The sequence below is a fragment of the Acetobacteroides hydrogenigenes genome (assembly GCF_004340205.1).
In the GTDB taxonomy this organism is placed as follows: domain Bacteria; phylum Bacteroidota; class Bacteroidia; order Bacteroidales; family ZOR0009; genus Acetobacteroides; species Acetobacteroides hydrogenigenes.
In genome coordinates this window covers 15,258-31,615 of record NZ_SLWB01000008.1, presented here as the reverse complement: position 1 = coordinate 31,615, position 16,358 = coordinate 15,258, and the positions used below count along the sequence as shown (strand labels likewise).

Below are 16,358 nucleotides of genomic sequence, written 5' to 3'. Positions count from 1 at the left end.
TGAGAGAATATGAAAAAGTTACTAAAATATAGTCTGATTTTAAGTTTGGGTGCGCTTCTCATAGGTGGTTGCGATACAAACTTTGAAGAGATAAACACAAACCCCAATAGGTCTGATGCATCGCCAACTCCATACATCTTTACCTATGCTACTCGTCAGTTTGCATATAACTTTTACGATGTTTGGTACACTGGACGACAGTCTGCAGTTGCATGTCAACAATGGTGCCAAATAAACTATACTTCAGAGGATCGGTATCAGTTTAGAGATAATGTTATGAATGGATTTTTCCGTAATTCATACATTTGGATGTTAAACTTTGAAAAAATAAAGGAGTTGAATACCGATCCTGCGACTAAGGGTAGTATGTCTGCTTATGGAGATAATAAAATGCAGATCGCAACATGCGATATCATGGAAACATGGATTTTTCAACTACTTACTGATTCATTTGGAGATATTCCTTATAGTCAGGCTTTTGATCCTGTGAAATATCCAAAACCAAAGTATGACAAGCAATCTGATATATATAAAGGAATGGTTGCTAAATTAAAGCAAGCTGCGGCAGATCTTAAGACTTGCTCTAACGGATGGACTTCAGGTGATATTATCTATGGAGGTGATATTGATAAGTGGATTAAGTTTGCTAATTCACTTCGTCTACGTGTTGCTCTTCGTGCTTCAAAAGTTGATAATGCCTATTTAGCAGAAGCTAAAAACGCAATAGAAGATGGCGTTTTTGAATCTAATGATGACAATGCAGTATTTAGTTTTATTGGCTCTGGATCTCCAAATGAAGCTCCAATCTATTTTGGTTTCTTTACCGATAATAGAAATGACTTTACGCTAACAAAGCAGTTTGTAAACTTACTTAAAGGAATGGATGATAGCGATAAGGGTTTTGTAAATCCATTTAACGGGATTATAGATCCTCGATTGGCTATTTATAGAGGGCCAACAATGGATAATAATACCATCGGAGTTCCATATGGCATGGATGATACAGAAACAGCAGCGTTTGTTTCTGCAAATGCAAATGTTATTAATTTAAAACCAGATGGGAAGAAACCTTTGCTATCTCCTGTTAATTTGCAGCCTGAATTTGGTTCTGTATTGCTTGATTATCCAACCGTTTGCTTTATGATTAGTGAAGTAAAAGATAATGATGCAGTGTCATTCCTTAAAGGGGTAGATGCTTCGTTAGATATGTGGAAAGTTAATGCTACTGATAAGAATGCATATGTAGCGGCAATAACAGCAAAGTGGAATGCAGCAGCAGCCGATAAGAAAAAAGAAATGCTTATTACGTCTAAGTATATTCACTTGTACTCTCAGGCTTATGAAGCATGGGCTGAATATCGTAGAACTGGGTATCCTAAATCTCTTGTAAAGCCTGGTGAAAAAACCTATGGAGACATAACTTTTGAACCTATTCCTGGTTTTGAGTCGGGTAATGATATTGTCGCTCGTTTTTCATACGCTATTTCTGAATATACTTTAAATAAAGAAAATGTGAAAGCTGCGGCAACATCTATGGGTGGTGATGCACTATCCGTAAAAGTTTGGTGGGCCGGAGGTGGCAAGCAGTAATGTTTAGTTTCGTATAGCAGTTTGTTTAAAGAGGGGCAGGCCGTGAGGTCGGCCTCTCTAGTTGTTGATAAAAAGCAATGGCGATTAATCTAATCGCCATTGCTTTTGTATTTTAATTTGAGAAATGGTAAAAGCAGCCTGTGTAATTCTTTTTATTTATCCAAGTCTTCAAAGTCTAAAACAGGGACTAATAACTCGTTAATTCCATCATTGTATTCTTCTTTATGTGTTGATGGTCTTAATGTACTTATTTCAGGTTGGTTTTGCTTGATATGGCTTAATGCACAATTTAATGCGTGTGTGAATTTTTCAAAATCTTCTTTGAAAAGATAAATTTGGTGTTTCTCGTATAGGGATTTCCCGTTTTTTTGGAGTTTTCTTTTACTTTCGGTTATTGTTATATAGTATTCTGAATACTTCGTGGCTTTAACATCAAAGAAGTAGGTGCGCTTGCCAGCTCTAAACGAGTCTGAATAAATCTCTTCTGCTTTACCTATAGGGTGTTCTTTCTCTTGCAAATCGTACTCCATCATGATTCCCTCATTTTTTAATTCAACACAAGACAAATTTAGCAAAAATAATGTATGTTAAAACAGGTTAATGCTGAGATTCGTGTTATTTTTGGTCTTTATTCCTCTATTGTGTTGCTTAGAATCTTGTTCCCTTATTTTTTTTAAAGAGGTTTGTTAAACCGTTATCAAAACCATACCTTTACGCCAAATTCAAATACAACGTTCTTTATTATTATGGTAAGCAGAAGACTACTTCGAATTAAGGTTTTAAAAGCTCTTTATGGTCATTTTAAGGGTGGAGACAAAACAATTAGTGGATCGGAAAAGGAACTTTTCCTGAGTATTGAGAAAACCTATGATCTTTACCACTTTTTGATGCAGCTTTTTGTAGAAGTAGCAGATTTTGCCCAGAATCGAATTGAAATTGGAAAACAAAAATTTAGGCCGACTCCTGAAGAAAAAAAGCCCAATACAAAGTTTGTTGACAATAAAGTCGTTGATATTTTACGAAAAAACGAACAGCTTGCTAAGCGACTTTATCAAAATAAGCTTTCTTGGGAGTGCTACCCTGAACTGGTAAAGAAGTTGTATACTCGGTTAGTGTCAAGCCAGTATTATATTGACTATATGAATGATGCTGGTCGATCTTTTGAGCAGGATCAGTCTTTGGCTATCAACTTTTTCACCAATGAGATCGAGGATTTTGATGATTTGTATCAAATTGTTGAAGATCAGAGCATCTATTGGATCGATGAGGTGGAGTTTGTGCTTGGTATGATTGTGAGAACTATTGCTAAGTTTAGAGAAGATCAGCCTTCGTATAAAGGATTGCTTCCTTTGTATAAAGATGAGTCGGATGTTGAATTTGCCAAACGTTTGTTTAGAAAGGCTACTGTTAATCATGTTCAATATCGCGAAATTGTTGACGAGTATACCAAAAACTGGGACGTTGATCGAATTGCTTACATGGACATTCTAATACTTGTTGAGGCTATTGCTGAATTGATTGATTTTAAAGACATTCCAGTTAATATAACCTTGAACGAGTATATTGATATCGCAAAGTACTACAGTACCCCTAATAGTAGTGTTTTTATAAATGGGGTTCTTGATAAAATAGTGAAAGACCTTACAGAGAAGAAGGTTATTGAGAAGAAAGGTCTAGGGCTAATTGATCCTCTAAGTATTATTCCGGAAGAATAGATCGAATGAAGCGTTTGTTACCAATTATTTTGGGATTATTTGTTTTGTGCGGTTGTGGTGCTGCTGATAAAAGCAAAGATGGGCGACAAATGTCTGGTGTTAAAAAACAGCCAGTTATGCGTTTTGCTGAAGAATCGGTAGATTTTGGGGTGGTAAAACAAGGCGAAAAAGTCGTGCTTTTTTATACCTTTGAAAATGCAGGAAGTGCCGATTTGGTTATTTACGAAGCACTGCCATCGTGCGGATGTGCAACGCCAAAGTATGATAATACGCCGGTGAAACCTGGAGAGAAACGAACTGTTGAGGTTACCTTTGATTCTGAGGGATGGAATGGAACCCAGCAAAAATCGATTACGTTTAAAACAAATGGAGTACCCGATTATGTAACGGTTACGCTTACTGGAATTGTGGATAATTTTAAATAAATAAAACCCAGGAATGACAAACTTTTCAACTGTTCTTTTACAAGCGGCTCAGCCTCAAGGTGGCGGTTTGAGCATGCTTATAATGATGGTTCTCATCATTGTTGTGATGTACTTTTTTATGATTCGCCCTCAGCAAAAAAAGCAAAAGGAGCTCGCTAAGTTTCGCAGCAATCTCCAAAAGGGTGATAAAATTGTTACAATTGGAGGTATTTACGGAAAAATAGTAGACATTACTGAACAGTATGTTACTGTTGATGTAGGTGGCGATGTTCGCATTAAAATGGATAAATCGGCTATCCTTAAGGATATGAGCGACGCTCAAACACGCTAGTTATTAGCTTAAATTAAAAGGCTTTCGAATTTCATTCCCGATGAAAAAGAAAGCCTTTTTGCTTATAGGTGTATGATATCTACAATTCGCCGATGAGTGCAGGTGTTAAGGTTGTTTGACGGTAACGTTTTGCCAATTAAGCATTCTTGTTTTGATGAAAACTCATTTTTTTGAAGGTTTTTCTGATATAGTTGGATGGAAGCGAAGAATTCGTATTAATGGGAAAGTCGTTCTTTTCTGCTTCTTTCTCTTGTTCTCTAGCATTATTTGGTACTTTAATAAGCTTGGGGGGGATTACCTTATTGATCTTAAAATGCCTGCAAAAGTAGTATATAACGAAACGGATAAGATGCTGGTTGACGAAGGAACTCCTGTTCTTAAGATTCAGGTTAAGACTAAGGGGTATACTATTCTACGATATAAGTTGGGGTCAACGTTTTCTCCTTTTACAGTTGATATTTCGTCGTATCGTTTGCATCGTTACTATGGATCCAAAGGAAATTACTTCATTCTTACAAACTCCCTTAAATCAAACCTTTCAACACAACTGCCTACTAATATGAAGATAGAGAATATTATTCCAGATACTCTATTCTTTCATTTTTCTACACCTTATACCAAAAGAGTTCCCGTAGTTGCAAGTTCTAAGTTTACTTTTGAAGAGCAGTATATGCAGATTGGTGGAATAAAATTGACACCAGATAGCGTGCTTGTAAGTGGTCCTGAGAGTGTTATTAGAAATAAAAAATATGTGCGTACTGCTACAATTGTTGGAGATGCATTAAATGAGTCAACAAGAGGTGTTGTGGCATTGTTAGAAGAAAAAAATGTTGTAACAGATCAAAGAGAGGTAATTTACACTGTTGATGTAGCAAAGTTTACGGAGCGTACGCTAAAACTTCCTATTACCATTAACAATGAAGATTCTACCTCTATTCTTCTAATCCCTTCTCATGCTGAAGTGTCATTTAGAGTCGCTTTAAGGGATTATGGAAAAATTCAGCCATCTCTTTTTAAGCTTAGTACTCGTTTTGACGAAAGATCTTCATTTTCGAATCATGTAAAAGTGAAGTTAGATTCATTTCCTTCGTTTGTGAGTCATGTCAGAATTGAACCTGAGTATATCGAAATATATAGGCAAAAGCAATGATTATCGTTGGACTAACAGGTGGTATAGGATCAGGGAAATCAACCGCTTCTAAAATATTTGAGGTGCTAGGCGTGCCTGTTTTTGAATCGGATAAGGAAGGTCGTTTGTTGTTAGAAGAACCAGATGTTGTTGAAAAGGTTGTCAACACGTTTGGAAATAGCATTATAGCAGATGGTAAGATTGATAGAAAAAGACTTGCTGCTATTGTTTTTGAAAAACCAGATGAACTTGTGAAGTTAAATGAGATAGTTCACCCTGCAATTCGTTCCCGATTCGAGAACTGGAAAAAGCAAAAAATAAACTATCACTACGTGATTAACGAGTCGGCCATACTTTTTGAAAGTGGCCTTTACGAGCAGGTTGATTTTTCCATAAATGTTAATGCACCTTTGGATATTCGTATTCAGCGCGTTGTTGCTCGAGATGGTATTAATAAAATGGATGTTCTAAGCAGAGTTAATAATCAAATGAGCGATGATGAACGTTCCAATCTTGCGAATTGGACGATTTGTAACGACGGGAATTGTGCTATTATCCCTCAGATTATTATGCTTAATAATAAGTTGATGAATATTTAGGAGGTTTATATGCGTTACGGAAGATGGATTGCCGGAGGCTTAGGTTTTTGGCTGGGAGGCCCAATTGGCGCAATAATAGGCTATGCCGTTGGTACTTTAATTGAAAAGGGAGATGTAATATCTCCGTCTCGAACTCAAAATCCACAGGAGGGATTTAGGGTTGCCCTAATTGTGCTAGTAGGTGCAGTTATGAAGGCTGATGGAACAGTGAAAAAATCAGAACTTGATTATGTGAAAGATTTTTTTGTAAAAAATTTTGGTGTTGAAGCGACCAAGGATGCCATGCTGCTCTTAAGGGATATTCTGCAAAAGGAAATACCGCTAAATGAGGTTGGACGTCAAATAGGTGATAATCTAGACTATAATACGCGCTTACAGCTTCTGCATTTCCTTTATGGAATAGGGAAGGCCGATGGTGTTTTGGATGAGAAAGAACTTGTAGTAATAGAGCAGATTGCATATGCAATGGGGATTTCTGGTGTAGATATGGCTTCGACCAAGGGAATGTACTACGAAGATATCAACTCTGCCTACGCTGTGCTTGAAGTTTTACCAACGGTGTCAGACGAGGAGGTTAAGCGCGCTTATAGGGCGGCTGCTATAAAGTACCATCCTGATAAGGTAGCCCACTTAGGTGCTGATGTGCAGAAGTCTGCAACCGAACGGATAAAGCAGGTTAATGAGTCGTATGACAAGATAAAGAAAGTCAGAGGTATGGCATAATTTCTTATATTTGCACGAGTTCAGATAACAAACAATAAGCAATATGGATTTAAGGAAGATTTTGGCAATAGCCGGATATCCAGGACTTTATCAGTATGTCGCTCAAGGTAGAAATGGAATTATCGTAGAGTCGCTTGAAGATAAGAAACGTGCAAACATTCCTGCTTCAGCAAAGGTGAGCGCTTTGGGCGAAATTGCTATTTATACAGATGATGAAGAGGTTGCACTTCGTCAGGTTCTTCTTAATATTAAGGAGAAGATGAGTGGCGGTCCCACCCTTGATGCTAAAAAGGCTACTAACGATCAGCTTAAAAAGGCAATGGAAGAGGTTCTTCCAAACTATGATCGAGATCGTGTTTATGCTTCTGATATGAAAAAACTCTTCTCTTGGTACAATATTCTTCAAAAGAATGACATGCTAGAGTTTGATCCTGAAGAGACCGAAGAGGCAGCAGATGATAAGGCGTAATTACAATATCGTCCTGTAAGAAAAAAGAAAGGCTGTTAATGTTAACAGCCTTTCTTTTTTTATTTCTCTTTTAATGTCAGTGAATTCCTCTAAATAGACGACTCCATCTGATACCGCTAAGTATTCCTTTCTGTCCATCAACGGAGAACCATATAAACGATGCTTTTCCTACAATATGATCTTCTGGAACAAAGCCCCAGTAACGTGAGTCTGCAGAGTTGTGCCTGTTATCCCCCATCATGAAGTAGTAGTTCATTTTGAAGGTGTAGGTTTTACTTAACTTTCCGTTTATATATATGATTGAATCGCTTTTTACTTCTAGCTTGTTATTCTCGTAAACAGCAATAACGCGCTGGTACAATGGGATGTTTTCAATAGAAAGTTTTATGGTTGCGCCTTTCTTAGGCACCCAAAGCGGACCGAAGTTGTCTTCTGTCCACTTAAATGACTTGTGGTGGGGGAATATGTCTATTTGAGACTGATTGTAATCTGTATTAATTGTCTCTGTTACAAAAACGATATTTTCTACTGCTTTAATTTTATTGATGTTTTCGAGAGTTGTTCTAATGTAGTAGGCCGTTTGTTCAGGAATGTATTGGTAGTCTTCTGATCCTATGCCTAAATTTTCGAAAACAGATGGATTTATAGGGCTCCCGTTTGTTTGAACTATAAACGAGCTTTGCTGTCCCTTAAACAGTTCAGATGGTTTTCCATTTATGAAAAGTTGGCCACTTTTTACCTGAAGGTAGTCACCACCAATAGCAACACATCTTTTTATGTAGTTTTCTTTTTTGTCTATGGGGCGAACGGTTATATCGTTGTTGTTCCACACAAAATCACGACCTTGTTCTCTGACTATCCTGTAGTAGCTGTTCTCTTGATTCTGAAGAATGACGGTGTCTCCTTCTGGAAAGTTGAAAACAACGACATCGTTTCGTTTAACATCTCCGAAGCCGGCTAGACGTTTGTAGGGCCACTGTATCCATGTTAAGAAAGACTTCGTCTGGTTGTTTGAAAATGGGAGCGAGTGGTGGACAAATGGAAAAGACAAGGGTGTATTTGGGACTCTAGGCCCATAGGCTGTCTTGCTCACGAAAAGGTAATCGCCTACAAGCAATGTTTTTTCCATAGATGGAGATGGAATGACGTATGCCTCGATAAAAAAGATGCGAATTATTGAGGCTGCAATTACTGCAAAAACAATAGCATCAATCCATTCTATTAGGGCATTTCTTTTCCCACTTTGCTTGTAATTTCTAGGCTTCCAAAAGGTCCAGTTAACCTTTTTAGAAATATACATATCGTAGATAACAATAACGCCTAGTATGAGCCAAGGGTTTTTTAGCCAAATAGTAAAAAGGAGATAGGCTGTGGTGATGTATCCAAATTTAAACCATTTGTTCGAGAAAAATTCTTTTATTTTCTTCATATAATGGGTGATTTGTGTTGTTTCTCTTATAAGGCAAGTAGATCGCTCATAGTATATACACCAGTTTTGCCAGCTAAGAATTCTGCGGCAAGAACTGCTCCTAGGGCAAAACCTTCACGACTCTTTGCTTCGTGGGTTAGTACTATTTTATCAACAGGAGAATCGTAGGTCACCGTGTGCGTACCTGGTATTTCTCCTTTTCGGATCGAAATAATGCCTAGCTTGTTGCTGTCGTTTACCGATTGGTTTATCCAGCCGTTTTTGTTAGTGTAGCTTTCTAGTATACCTTCGGCGGCTGTAATTGCAGTTCCGCTAGGTGAGTCCAACTTTTGGTTGTGATGCCACTCTTCAACTTCTACGGAGTAGTCGTTAAACTTCGACATTATTGAGGCTAGATGTTGGTTTACTTTGAAAAAAATGTTCACGCCTAGGCTAAAGTTTGAAGCATAGAAAAGCGCTCCGTTTTGGGCTTTTACGTATTCCGATATTTCGGGGAGATGATCTAGCCACCCTGTGGATCCACAAACGACAGGAACCCCTGAGTTGATACAGCAATTAATATTGTTGAGCGCGGAGTATGGATTGGTAAATTCGATTGCAACATCGGCCTGTTTAAAAGAGGTGGAGTTCATATCCTCCGAATTGTCCTGATCTATGATAATAGAAATACAATGACCTCTTTCTTTGGCAATTTTCTCGATTTCCTTGCCCATCTTTCCGTATCCGACAAGAGCGATTCTCATGGTTTCTTTGTTGATATAACTGTTAACGCAATGCGAATATTATTATTGCTCAAATATACTAAACTGGCGCTTAGTTTTGGATACAATAGCTAAATCCATCTTTATTATTACGATAATTTACAAGGCCTAAAAAGAGAAAGGAGGCTATTAAGCCTCCTTCTCCTATCTTAGTTTTAACTCTACTTCAATGTTGCAACGATAGCATCGAAAGCAGTTGGGTGATTTAGAGCTAGGTCTGCTAAAACCTTACGGTTTAGAGCAACACCGCTCTTCTTAATTTTGCCCATGAACTCAGAGTAGCTGAATCCGTGCATACGAGCTGCTGCGTTAATTCTCACGATCCAAAGTGCGCGGAAGCTGCGTTTTTTAGCCTTACGGTCGCGGTATGCATAGGTTTGACCCTTTTCCCACGAGTTTTTCGCAACTGTCCAAACATTTTTTCTTGCACCAAATTGACCTTTGGTACGCTTTAAGATTTTCTTTCTTCTAGCTCTTGAAGCTACTGAATTGACTGATCTTGGCATAGTAGTAAATGTTTACGAATTGATAGCGGCCGATTCAACGACACTTTAGGTGCTAATTCATTCGGTTTGTTAATAAAAAATCTTACAATTAAAGTACAAGCAGAAGCTTGATGTTGTTCATATCAGCTGGGTGAACCAAACCGATGTGTGTAAGATTGCGCTTACGCTTAGTGTCCTTCTTGGTAAGGATGTGACGTTTGAAAGCGTGCTTTCTTTTGATTTTTCCGGTGCCGGTGAGTTGAAATCTCTTCTTAGCACCAGCGTTTGTTTTCATCTTTGGCATGAGAACTAACTATTTAAGGGTTAAAACTAATTACTTTTTCTTGGCAACCTTAGGAGCGATAAACATAATCATACGCTTACCTTCGAGCTTTGGCATTTGCTCAACTTTGCCAACCTCTTCCAATTCTTGCGCAAAACGAAGGAGTAAAATTTCACCCTGTTCCTTGAACAGGATAGAGCGTCCTTTGAAGAATACAAAAGCTTTAACCTTCGAGCCTTCCTTTAGGAAGTTTTCGGCATGCTTAAGTTTAAAGTTAAAGTCGTGGTCATCGGTGTTTGGACCGAATCGGATTTCTTTAACAACAACCTTGGCTGCTTTTGCCTTGATCTCCTTCTGTTTTTTCTTTTGTTGGTACAAAAACTTTTGGTAGTCGATAATGCGACACACCGGTGGATCTGCGTTAGGCGAAATCTCAACCAAATCAAGATCTAACTCGTTAGCCAATTTGCGAGCGTCGGCTATAGAGAAGACCCCTGGATTTTCAATGTTGTCGCCAACGAGACGAACCTGCCTTGCAGTAATCGCTTCGTTGATCTTGTGGCCCTCTTCTTTATCTTTGCCTTGTGACTTGAAGGGGACTTTTCCTGGTCTTTGTAGTGCGCTAATAGTTTAATCTCCTATTATTGGTTCTTAATTAACCGGCAATTTGATTCTCAACTTCCGCTTTAATAAGCGATGCGAATTGTTCGATTGTCATAGAACCCTTGTCGCCTTCGCCTTGCTTGCGTACTGCAACGGTTTGGGTTTCTGCTTCTTTTTCTCCCACGACCAAAAGGTATGGGATTCTTTTCAACTCGTTGTCGCGAATCTTCTTGCCAATCTTTTCGTTACGGTCGTCTAAAACGGCACGAATATCGGAATTATTCAGCAAATTTAAAACATTTTCCGCGTATTCGTTATACTTTTCGCTGATTGGAAGTATTACCACCTGCTCTGGGGTAAGCCAAAGAGGGAATTTTCCGCTAGTATGTTCAAGTAATACTGCCACAAAACGTTCCATCGAACCAAATGGTGCACGATGAATCATGATTGGGCGGTGGCGCTTATCATCGCTTCCAATATACTCGAGGTCGAAACGCTCAGGAAGGTTGTAGTCTACCTGAATGGTTCCTAGCTGCCACTTGCGGCCAATAGCATCCTTAACCATGAAGTCGAGTTTTGGGCCGTAGAAAGCAGCCTCACCATATTCTACTACAGTATTAAGCCCTTTTTCTGCGGCTGCTTCAATAATGGCTTGTTCTGCCTTTTCCCAGTTCTCTTCCGTTCCGATATACTTCTCGCGGTTTACCTTGTCGCGAAGCGAAATTTGAGCAGTGTAATCTTTAAAGTCAAGGGTTTTGAAGATGTAAAGTACGATGTCGATAACCTTCATAAACTCATCCTTCAGCTGGTCGGGACGGCAGAAAAGGTGAGCGTCGTCTTGGGTAAAGCCTCTTACCCTTGTCAATCCATGAAGTTCGCCGCTTTGCTCGTAGCGGTAAACGGTTCCAAACTCAGCCAAGCGTAGAGGAAGATCCTTGTACGAACGTGGTTTAGCCTTGTAAATTTCACAGTGGTGAGGACAGTTCATTGGCTTAAGTAGGAATTCTTCAGTCTCATCGGGAGTGTGAATAGGCTGGAACGAGTCCTTGCCATACTTAGCGTAGTGTCCTGAGGTTACGTAAAGATCCTTTTGTCCGATATGTGGGGTGATTACCTGCTGGTAACCATACTTTTTCTGTATTTTTTTAAGGAAGTCCTCAAGACGAGAGCGTAGCTCTGCACCCTTTGGAAGCCATAGAGGTAACCCTTGGCCCACGCGTTGCGAGAAGGTAAATAGTTCTAACTCTTTACCAAGCTTACGGTGGTCGCGCTTCTTAGCCTCTTCGAGCATTACTAGATACTCGTCAAGCAGCTTCTTTTGAGGGAAGGTGATGCCGTAGATGCGGGTAAGCATCTTGTTCTTCTCGTTTCCGCGCCAGTAGGCTCCTGCAATATTGGTAAGCTTTACGGCCTTAATTGAGCTTGTGTCGGGAAGGTGTGGTCCACGGCAAAGGTCGGTAAAATTACCTTGAGTGTAGAACGTGATCGTTCCATCGGTAAGATCCTGAATAAGTTCAACCTTGTAAGGGTCGCCCTTTTCGGTATATGTTTTTAGTGCTTCGTCTTTCGAAACTTCGGTGCGCACGAATGGCGATTTGGTTCTGGCCAACTCGAGCATTTTCTCTTCGATCTTCGCTAGTTCAGCCTCAATGATTTGATGTCCTTCAAGGTCAACATCGTAGTAGAAGCCGTTCTCGATGCTAGGTCCAATGGCTAGTTTGATGCCTGGGTAAATGGCCTCGAGTGCTTCGGCCATAAGGTGTGCCGATGAATGCCAAAAGGCATGTTTACCTTCAGCATCATCCCACTTGTGAAGCTTCAATGTAGAGTCGGTCGTTATTGGGCGCGTCAGATCCCAAACTTGTCCATTAACGGTTGCCGCTAGTACATCTTGAGCCAAGCGTGGGCTGATCGATTTTGCTATATCCAAGCTGGTACTTCCAACAGGATATTCCTTGACAGTGTTGTCAGGAAAGGTAATTTTTATCATACTCTTTTAACATTTACACTTTGAACCTACAAATATATTTGATTTTTACCTTGTAGAAAGGGGAATGCCCATTTAATTGAGGTGTTGCCATGCAATACCTTCATAATTTGCCTTAAAAGAAATTGCCACAAGGGAGTGCGCGCGGGTGTTAGCTTATTGCCTCTTGCTCGTTGTTTGGAGTATCCTCTGAAGTTTTTTCGGATAAAGAAATCCAAATAAAGTAGATAAGCATGGTGTAGAATAGGATGTTGGCTATTTGGCCAACAATGGCAGCTGCGCTAAATAGGGTTACCATGAGAAATGATGTAGTAACTTTTGATGAAATCCATATCAATTTTAGGTAGTCGAGTACCTCTTTTGTTGGTTTCGAGAGGAACGTTTTGGCATAGACTGCAAGGATGAGTAGAAGGCCTAGCAGCTGCAACGATGTCCCAATCGAGTTGCTATACCATTGTATAAAGTAGCCCGCTAGAGGAAGCAGGGCAAGGAGCCCCATTTGCCGAACCATTTTACTGTTGGTTACGAGCGTGCCATTAATAACTATAAGTATCAGTCCGAGCACTTGAGTGCAGGACATGCCAAAGTTAAAGATGGTGCTCCCTATAGGGAGAAAAAGTGTGTATTTTAAGATAGCTCCGCAAATGGCAAGCACTAGGAAGCCTACTGTTATATATAGTAAAGGTTTTAGTCGCATTGTTGATCAGTAGTTTAAAGATGCGGTTTGATACGCTTCTTTTTATTTCTAAGGATAGCTAAAAATGCAAATTAAAATTATTTTTACCAATTACTTTTGGCGTCGCATTAATGGAATGCTTGCAATTAGCACAATTAACATCGCATGTAACTGCATATGAAGACAATTATTGATCTTTTTGAAGAAAGCGTACGGAAATATCCTGACCTTCCATATCTCTGGGAAAAAACAAACGGGGCCTTTAAGCCTACTTCGTACTCGCAAACTAAGGAACTGGTTAGAAGTTTTGCTGCTGGACTTATTGCTATTGGAGTTGAAAAAGAGGATAAGGTTGCGATCCTTGCAGAGGGGTGCAATGCCTGGATGATATCGGAACTTGGGATTTTTTATGCCGCAGCTGTAGATGTTCCTCTTTCGATAAAGCTGGAGGAAGCTAGCGATCTTATGTTCCGGTTGGTGCATTCGGAGTCTAGATTTATTGTTGTTTCTGGAAATCAGCTGCCCAAAATCAGAAAGATTGTTGGAAATCTACCCAACGTACAGAAGGTGATTGTTGCTGGTACTATTAACGATCTTGCCGAAAATGAAATTCTGTGGGATGATGTTAAAAGGTTGGGCGATGAATTCTTGTCAGATGCTGCTAATTGCGAGCTGCTCAACGAACGTATCGCTTCGGTTAAACCAACGAGCTTTGCCAATATAACCTATACATCGGGGACTACTGCCGATCCTAAAGGTATTGTTCTTACGCACAGTAACTACTCTTCTAACGTAGAGCAGGCTCTTTCGCTCATGGATATTCCTGTTGGCTACAAAACGCTGCTTATTCTTCCTCTTGATCATTGCTTTGCACATGTGGCCGGGATGTACAGCTTTATGGCTTGTGGAGCTAGCATAGGAACGGTTCAGGTGGGGCGTACGCCAATGGAGACGCTCAAGAATATCCCTATAAATATTAAGGAGTTTAAGCCAAACTTGCTGCTGAGCGTACCTGCTTTGGCTAAAAACTTCAAGAAGAATATTGAAAACGGTATAAGGGCAAAGGGAAAAGTAACCGAGATGCTGTTTAATGCAGGATTAAAGGTTGCCTACGCCTACAATAAGGAAGGTTTTAACAAGGGTACAGGGCTAAGCTTCATGCTTAAGCCATTGGTGTCGCTTTTCGATAGGATTATCTTTACGAAGCTCCGCGATGTTTTTGGCGGTGAACTCGACTTCTTTATTGGAGGAGGAGCGCTGCTCGATATCGAACTTCAACGATTCTACTACGCTATTGGTATCCCTATGTATCAGGGGTACGGCTTATCGGAGGCAACTCCTATTATATCTTCTAATGCTGCAAAAAAGCATAAGCTGGGCTCTTCAGGTTTCCTTGTAAGGCCAATGGAACTAAAGATTATGGACGATAGCGGTAACGCTTTGCCCGTAGGGGAGAAGGGCGAGATTGTTATTAAAGGAGGAAATGTGATGCATGGCTACTGGCGTAACGAAAAGGCTACTGCCGAAACCGTTATTGACGGGTGGCTGCATACTGGCGATATGGGCTACATGGATAAGGATGGATTTCTATACGTTATGGGGCGTTTTAAGAGCTTGCTGATAGGTTCGGATGGCGAAAAGTATAGTCCTGAAGGAATAGAGGAGGCGCTTGTAGCCCACTGTAAGATGATCGATCAGGTAATCCTATACAACTCTCAAAATGCCTACACTATTGCGCTGATTGTTCCAAATAAGGAGGCTATGAAGCGTTATGCCAATGCTCATCAGCACCATCATCAGGGGTGGGATACCGTAGAGGGTAAGAAGCATGCTATTGAGGAGCTAAATAAGGAGATTGCTCAGTTCCGTAAGGGTGGACACCTTGCCGGAATGTTTCCCGAACGCTGGTTGCCTGCTACGTTTGCCATTCTTCCCGAAGGGTTTACCGAGCAAAATGGAATGATGAATAGCACCATGAAGATTGTTCGTGGAAAGGTGGAGGCTGCCTACAAGGATGTCATCGAGAATCTGTACAAGAATAACGGCAAGCACATCTATGGCGATTATAACATAAAATCGTTATCGTAAAATCGTAGTGTCGTAGAGCTGCGTTTTAAGCTCATCTCTATTTGGCTATAAAAAAACAAGAGCCGCGTTTCAAACGCGGCTCTTGTTTTTATGGGTTATTCGTCCTCTTTTTCGATCAATTTCTCTACCCTTTTAAGAACGGGCATAATGGCCTCACGGGTGGTGTCGTTGGTGGAGAGCATTCGCTCCCTAAAGCGCTCGAGCTTACCAGCAAGCACTTCGTTGTCGGTGCTTTGCATTAGCATTTCTAATGCTTCTGTGAGGTTGTTGTAGATTGCTGCAATGTCGTCATCGTTCATCGTTACCTTTAGGTAGGCTATTTCGTGAGGGGCCTCTGTCGCTTCCAATCCGGCCTCTTCGAGTATGTAGCCGTACTTGAGCGCGTAGGTCATGTCCTCTATCCATCGTTCGATGGTGGTTTGGCGCTGGTTGTAGTGATCGTACAGCTCGTCCTGAACGGCTGCATCAATTGATAGGTCGTCGAGGCGGGCAAAGAAGAAGGTTTGCGTGCGCAGCTGGAAGAAGAAGGGCTCGGTTTGCTCTTCGGTTAAGCCTCTGTCGCGAAATTGCACCTCTAGTGCATCAACCTGGGCATCGTACTTATCAACCAGTTCGGTGTGTTTCATCATAAAGACATAATTATGCTGCAAAGGTAGCGCTTTGAGGCGGGTTTGCAATTCCTCCTTTGGGCTAACCCAACTTGGATGTTGGCGTATTCGTGCGATAGCACATGGTGCTACTTTTAGCGCTTTACGTTATGCTTGGTTTCTGTCTTTTTGCGGTTGCTTTTGTGCGTGGCAGCAGCAGCGGGGTGGGGGGCATAAGCTTGCTTTAGCCTTCTTTGTGCCTTGTAAGGTTTCTTTCGTACTGCTTGAATAACATTTAGCTGCTATCGTCGTACTTAAAGGGTGTGCCACTAAGGGTAAAACGGCCTTCGGTATGATGCTTGAGCCTTGTTGTAAATGAAGTGAGCTCTTTGACTGTTTGGAAAAGTTTCTGTTGGCTTTGCGAATTAAATGGAAACGGGCGAGCGGCGAAGTGGACACGCCGACCTCTCTCGGTTAG

18 protein-coding genes are annotated in these 16,358 nt (G+C 40.5%); 9 read left to right on the top strand and 9 right to left on the bottom strand.

The genetic code is table 11. From position 1 onward, the window contains the following. The first annotated feature begins 9 nt into the window (after window positions 1-9). Complete coding sequence (locus tag CLV25_RS09390) at window positions 10-1,590, top strand: SusD/RagB family nutrient-binding outer membrane lipoprotein (protein WP_131839395.1); 1,581 nt, start codon at window positions 10-12, stop codon at window positions 1,588-1,590. Window positions 1,591-1,742: 152 nt separating this feature from the next. Here CLV25_RS09390 and CLV25_RS09385 read toward each other — a convergent pair whose 3' ends face one another. After that, window positions 1,743-2,123, bottom strand: coding sequence for a DUF3276 family protein (locus CLV25_RS09385; RefSeq protein WP_243649619.1), 381 nt, complete (start codon window positions 2,121-2,123; stop codon window positions 1,743-1,745). 213 nt (window positions 2,124-2,336) lie between these two features. Between CLV25_RS09385 and nusB the strand changes: the two genes are divergently transcribed. The 7 genes from nusB (at window position 2,337) to CLV25_RS09350 (ending at window position 6,981) form a co-directional block, all read left to right on the top strand. Then, window positions 2,337-3,305 carry a transcription antitermination factor NusB gene (gene nusB, locus CLV25_RS09380; RefSeq protein ID WP_131839394.1) on the top strand — a complete coding sequence of 323 codons (969 nt, stop codon included), beginning with the start codon at window positions 2,337-2,339 and terminating at the stop codon, window positions 3,303-3,305. A gap of 5 nt (window positions 3,306-3,310) precedes the next feature. Next, window positions 3,311-3,730 (top strand): DUF1573 domain-containing protein, encoded by a 420-nt coding sequence (locus CLV25_RS09375; protein ID WP_131839393.1) that lies wholly within the window; start codon window positions 3,311-3,313, stop codon window positions 3,728-3,730. A gap of 13 nt (window positions 3,731-3,743) precedes the next feature. Beyond that, on the top strand, window positions 3,744-4,061 hold the full coding sequence (gene yajC / locus CLV25_RS09370) for a preprotein translocase subunit YajC (protein ID WP_131839392.1): 318 nt from the start codon (window positions 3,744-3,746) through the stop codon (window positions 4,059-4,061). A 154-nt stretch (window positions 4,062-4,215) separates the two neighbouring features. Beyond that, entirely contained in the window at window positions 4,216-5,211 is a 996-nt protein-coding gene (locus tag CLV25_RS09365; RefSeq protein ID WP_131839391.1) for a YbbR-like domain-containing protein, read from the top strand. Further along, window positions 5,208-5,789 carry a dephospho-CoA kinase gene (gene coaE, locus CLV25_RS09360; protein ID WP_131839390.1) on the top strand — a complete coding sequence of 194 codons (582 nt, stop codon included), beginning with the start codon at window positions 5,208-5,210 and terminating at the stop codon, window positions 5,787-5,789. Before CLV25_RS09365 ends, coaE begins: the two co-directional genes overlap by 4 nt. A 9-nt stretch (window positions 5,790-5,798) precedes the next feature. After that, window positions 5,799-6,512, top strand: coding sequence for a TerB family tellurite resistance protein (locus CLV25_RS09355; RefSeq protein WP_131839389.1), 714 nt, complete (start codon window positions 5,799-5,801; stop codon window positions 6,510-6,512). Window positions 6,513-6,555: 43 nt separating this feature from the next. Then, on the top strand, window positions 6,556-6,981 hold the full coding sequence (locus tag CLV25_RS09350; RefSeq protein ID WP_131839388.1) for a DUF5606 family protein: 426 nt from the start codon (window positions 6,556-6,558) through the stop codon (window positions 6,979-6,981). Between the two features lie 76 nt (window positions 6,982-7,057). Here CLV25_RS09350 and lepB read toward each other — a convergent pair whose 3' ends face one another. From lepB to CLV25_RS09315, 7 genes are all read right to left on the bottom strand, one after another. Continuing rightward, window positions 7,058-8,410, bottom strand: coding sequence for a signal peptidase I (gene lepB / locus CLV25_RS09345; protein ID WP_131839387.1), 1,353 nt, complete (start codon window positions 8,408-8,410; stop codon window positions 7,058-7,060). Between the two features lie 26 nt (window positions 8,411-8,436). Continuing rightward, window positions 8,437-9,153, bottom strand: coding sequence for a 4-hydroxy-tetrahydrodipicolinate reductase (gene dapB / locus CLV25_RS09340; protein ID WP_131839386.1), 717 nt, complete (start codon window positions 9,151-9,153; stop codon window positions 8,437-8,439). A 179-nt stretch (window positions 9,154-9,332) separates the two neighbouring features. Continuing rightward, window positions 9,333-9,677, bottom strand: coding sequence for a 50S ribosomal protein L20 (gene rplT / locus CLV25_RS09335; protein ID WP_131839385.1), 345 nt, complete (start codon window positions 9,675-9,677; stop codon window positions 9,333-9,335). A gap of 88 nt (window positions 9,678-9,765) precedes the next feature. Continuing rightward, window positions 9,766-9,960, bottom strand: coding sequence for a 50S ribosomal protein L35 (rpmI, locus tag CLV25_RS09330; RefSeq protein ID WP_131839384.1), 195 nt, complete (start codon window positions 9,958-9,960; stop codon window positions 9,766-9,768). A 30-nt stretch (window positions 9,961-9,990) separates the two neighbouring features. After that, window positions 9,991-10,566, bottom strand: coding sequence for a translation initiation factor IF-3 (gene infC, locus CLV25_RS09325; protein WP_131839383.1), 576 nt, complete (start codon window positions 10,564-10,566; stop codon window positions 9,991-9,993). 28 nt (window positions 10,567-10,594) lie between these two features. Continuing rightward, a complete protein-coding gene (gene thrS / locus CLV25_RS09320; RefSeq protein ID WP_131839382.1) occupies window positions 10,595-12,532 on the bottom strand; it encodes a threonine--tRNA ligase in 1,938 nt (645 codons plus the stop codon). 148 nt (window positions 12,533-12,680) lie between these two features. After that, on the bottom strand, window positions 12,681-13,028 hold the full coding sequence (locus CLV25_RS09315) for a hypothetical protein (protein WP_131839381.1): 348 nt from the start codon (window positions 13,026-13,028) through the stop codon (window positions 12,681-12,683). A gap of 354 nt (window positions 13,029-13,382) precedes the next feature. On the opposite strand from CLV25_RS09315, the gene CLV25_RS09310 reads away from it, so the two are divergent. Further along, window positions 13,383-15,293, top strand: coding sequence for an AMP-dependent synthetase/ligase (locus tag CLV25_RS09310; RefSeq protein WP_131839380.1), 1,911 nt, complete (start codon window positions 13,383-13,385; stop codon window positions 15,291-15,293). Between the two features lie 95 nt (window positions 15,294-15,388). Here CLV25_RS09310 and CLV25_RS09305 read toward each other — a convergent pair whose 3' ends face one another. Further along, window positions 15,389-15,922, bottom strand: coding sequence for a hypothetical protein (locus CLV25_RS09305; protein WP_131839379.1), 534 nt, complete (start codon window positions 15,920-15,922; stop codon window positions 15,389-15,391). Window positions 15,923-16,358: the final 436 nt, after the last annotated feature.

What these genes read in the sequence shown, in the direction of transcription:
- CLV25_RS09385 (WP_243649619.1), bottom strand. Translation starts at nt 2,123, where the DNA reads ATGATGGAGTACGATTTGCAAGAGAAAGAACACCCTATAGGTAAAGCA.
- CLV25_RS09305 (WP_131839379.1), bottom strand. Translation starts at nt 15,922, where the DNA reads ATGATGAAACACACCGAACTGGTTGATAAGTACGATGCCCAGGTTGAT.
- CLV25_RS09365 (WP_131839391.1), top strand. Translation starts at nt 4,216, where the DNA reads ATGAAAACTCATTTTTTTGAAGGTTTTTCTGATATAGTTGGATGGAAG.
- dapB (WP_131839386.1), bottom strand. Translation starts at nt 9,153, where the DNA reads ATGAGAATCGCTCTTGTCGGATACGGAAAGATGGGCAAGGAAATCGAG.
- CLV25_RS09350 (WP_131839388.1), top strand. Translation starts at nt 6,556, where the DNA reads ATGGATTTAAGGAAGATTTTGGCAATAGCCGGATATCCAGGACTTTAT.
- yajC (WP_131839392.1), top strand. Translation starts at nt 3,744, where the DNA reads ATGACAAACTTTTCAACTGTTCTTTTACAAGCGGCTCAGCCTCAAGGT.
- coaE (WP_131839390.1), top strand. Translation starts at nt 5,208, where the DNA reads ATGATTATCGTTGGACTAACAGGTGGTATAGGATCAGGGAAATCAACC.
- nusB (WP_131839394.1), top strand. Translation starts at nt 2,337, where the DNA reads ATGGTAAGCAGAAGACTACTTCGAATTAAGGTTTTAAAAGCTCTTTAT.
- rplT (WP_131839385.1), bottom strand. Translation starts at nt 9,677, where the DNA reads ATGCCAAGATCAGTCAATTCAGTAGCTTCAAGAGCTAGAAGAAAGAAA.
- CLV25_RS09390 (WP_131839395.1), top strand. Translation starts at nt 10, where the DNA reads ATGAAAAAGTTACTAAAATATAGTCTGATTTTAAGTTTGGGTGCGCTT.
- CLV25_RS09375 (WP_131839393.1), top strand. Translation starts at nt 3,311, where the DNA reads ATGAAGCGTTTGTTACCAATTATTTTGGGATTATTTGTTTTGTGCGGT.
- CLV25_RS09355 (WP_131839389.1), top strand. Translation starts at nt 5,799, where the DNA reads ATGCGTTACGGAAGATGGATTGCCGGAGGCTTAGGTTTTTGGCTGGGA.
- CLV25_RS09310 (WP_131839380.1), top strand. Translation starts at nt 13,383, where the DNA reads ATGAAGACAATTATTGATCTTTTTGAAGAAAGCGTACGGAAATATCCT.
- rpmI (WP_131839384.1), bottom strand. Translation starts at nt 9,960, where the DNA reads ATGCCAAAGATGAAAACAAACGCTGGTGCTAAGAAGAGATTTCAACTC.
- thrS (WP_131839382.1), bottom strand. Translation starts at nt 12,532, where the DNA reads ATGATAAAAATTACCTTTCCTGACAACACTGTCAAGGAATATCCTGTT.
- lepB (WP_131839387.1), bottom strand. Translation starts at nt 8,410, where the DNA reads ATGAAGAAAATAAAAGAATTTTTCTCGAACAAATGGTTTAAATTTGGA.
- CLV25_RS09315 (WP_131839381.1), bottom strand. Translation starts at nt 13,028, where the DNA reads ATGGGGCTCCTTGCCCTGCTTCCTCTAGCGGGCTACTTTATACAATGG.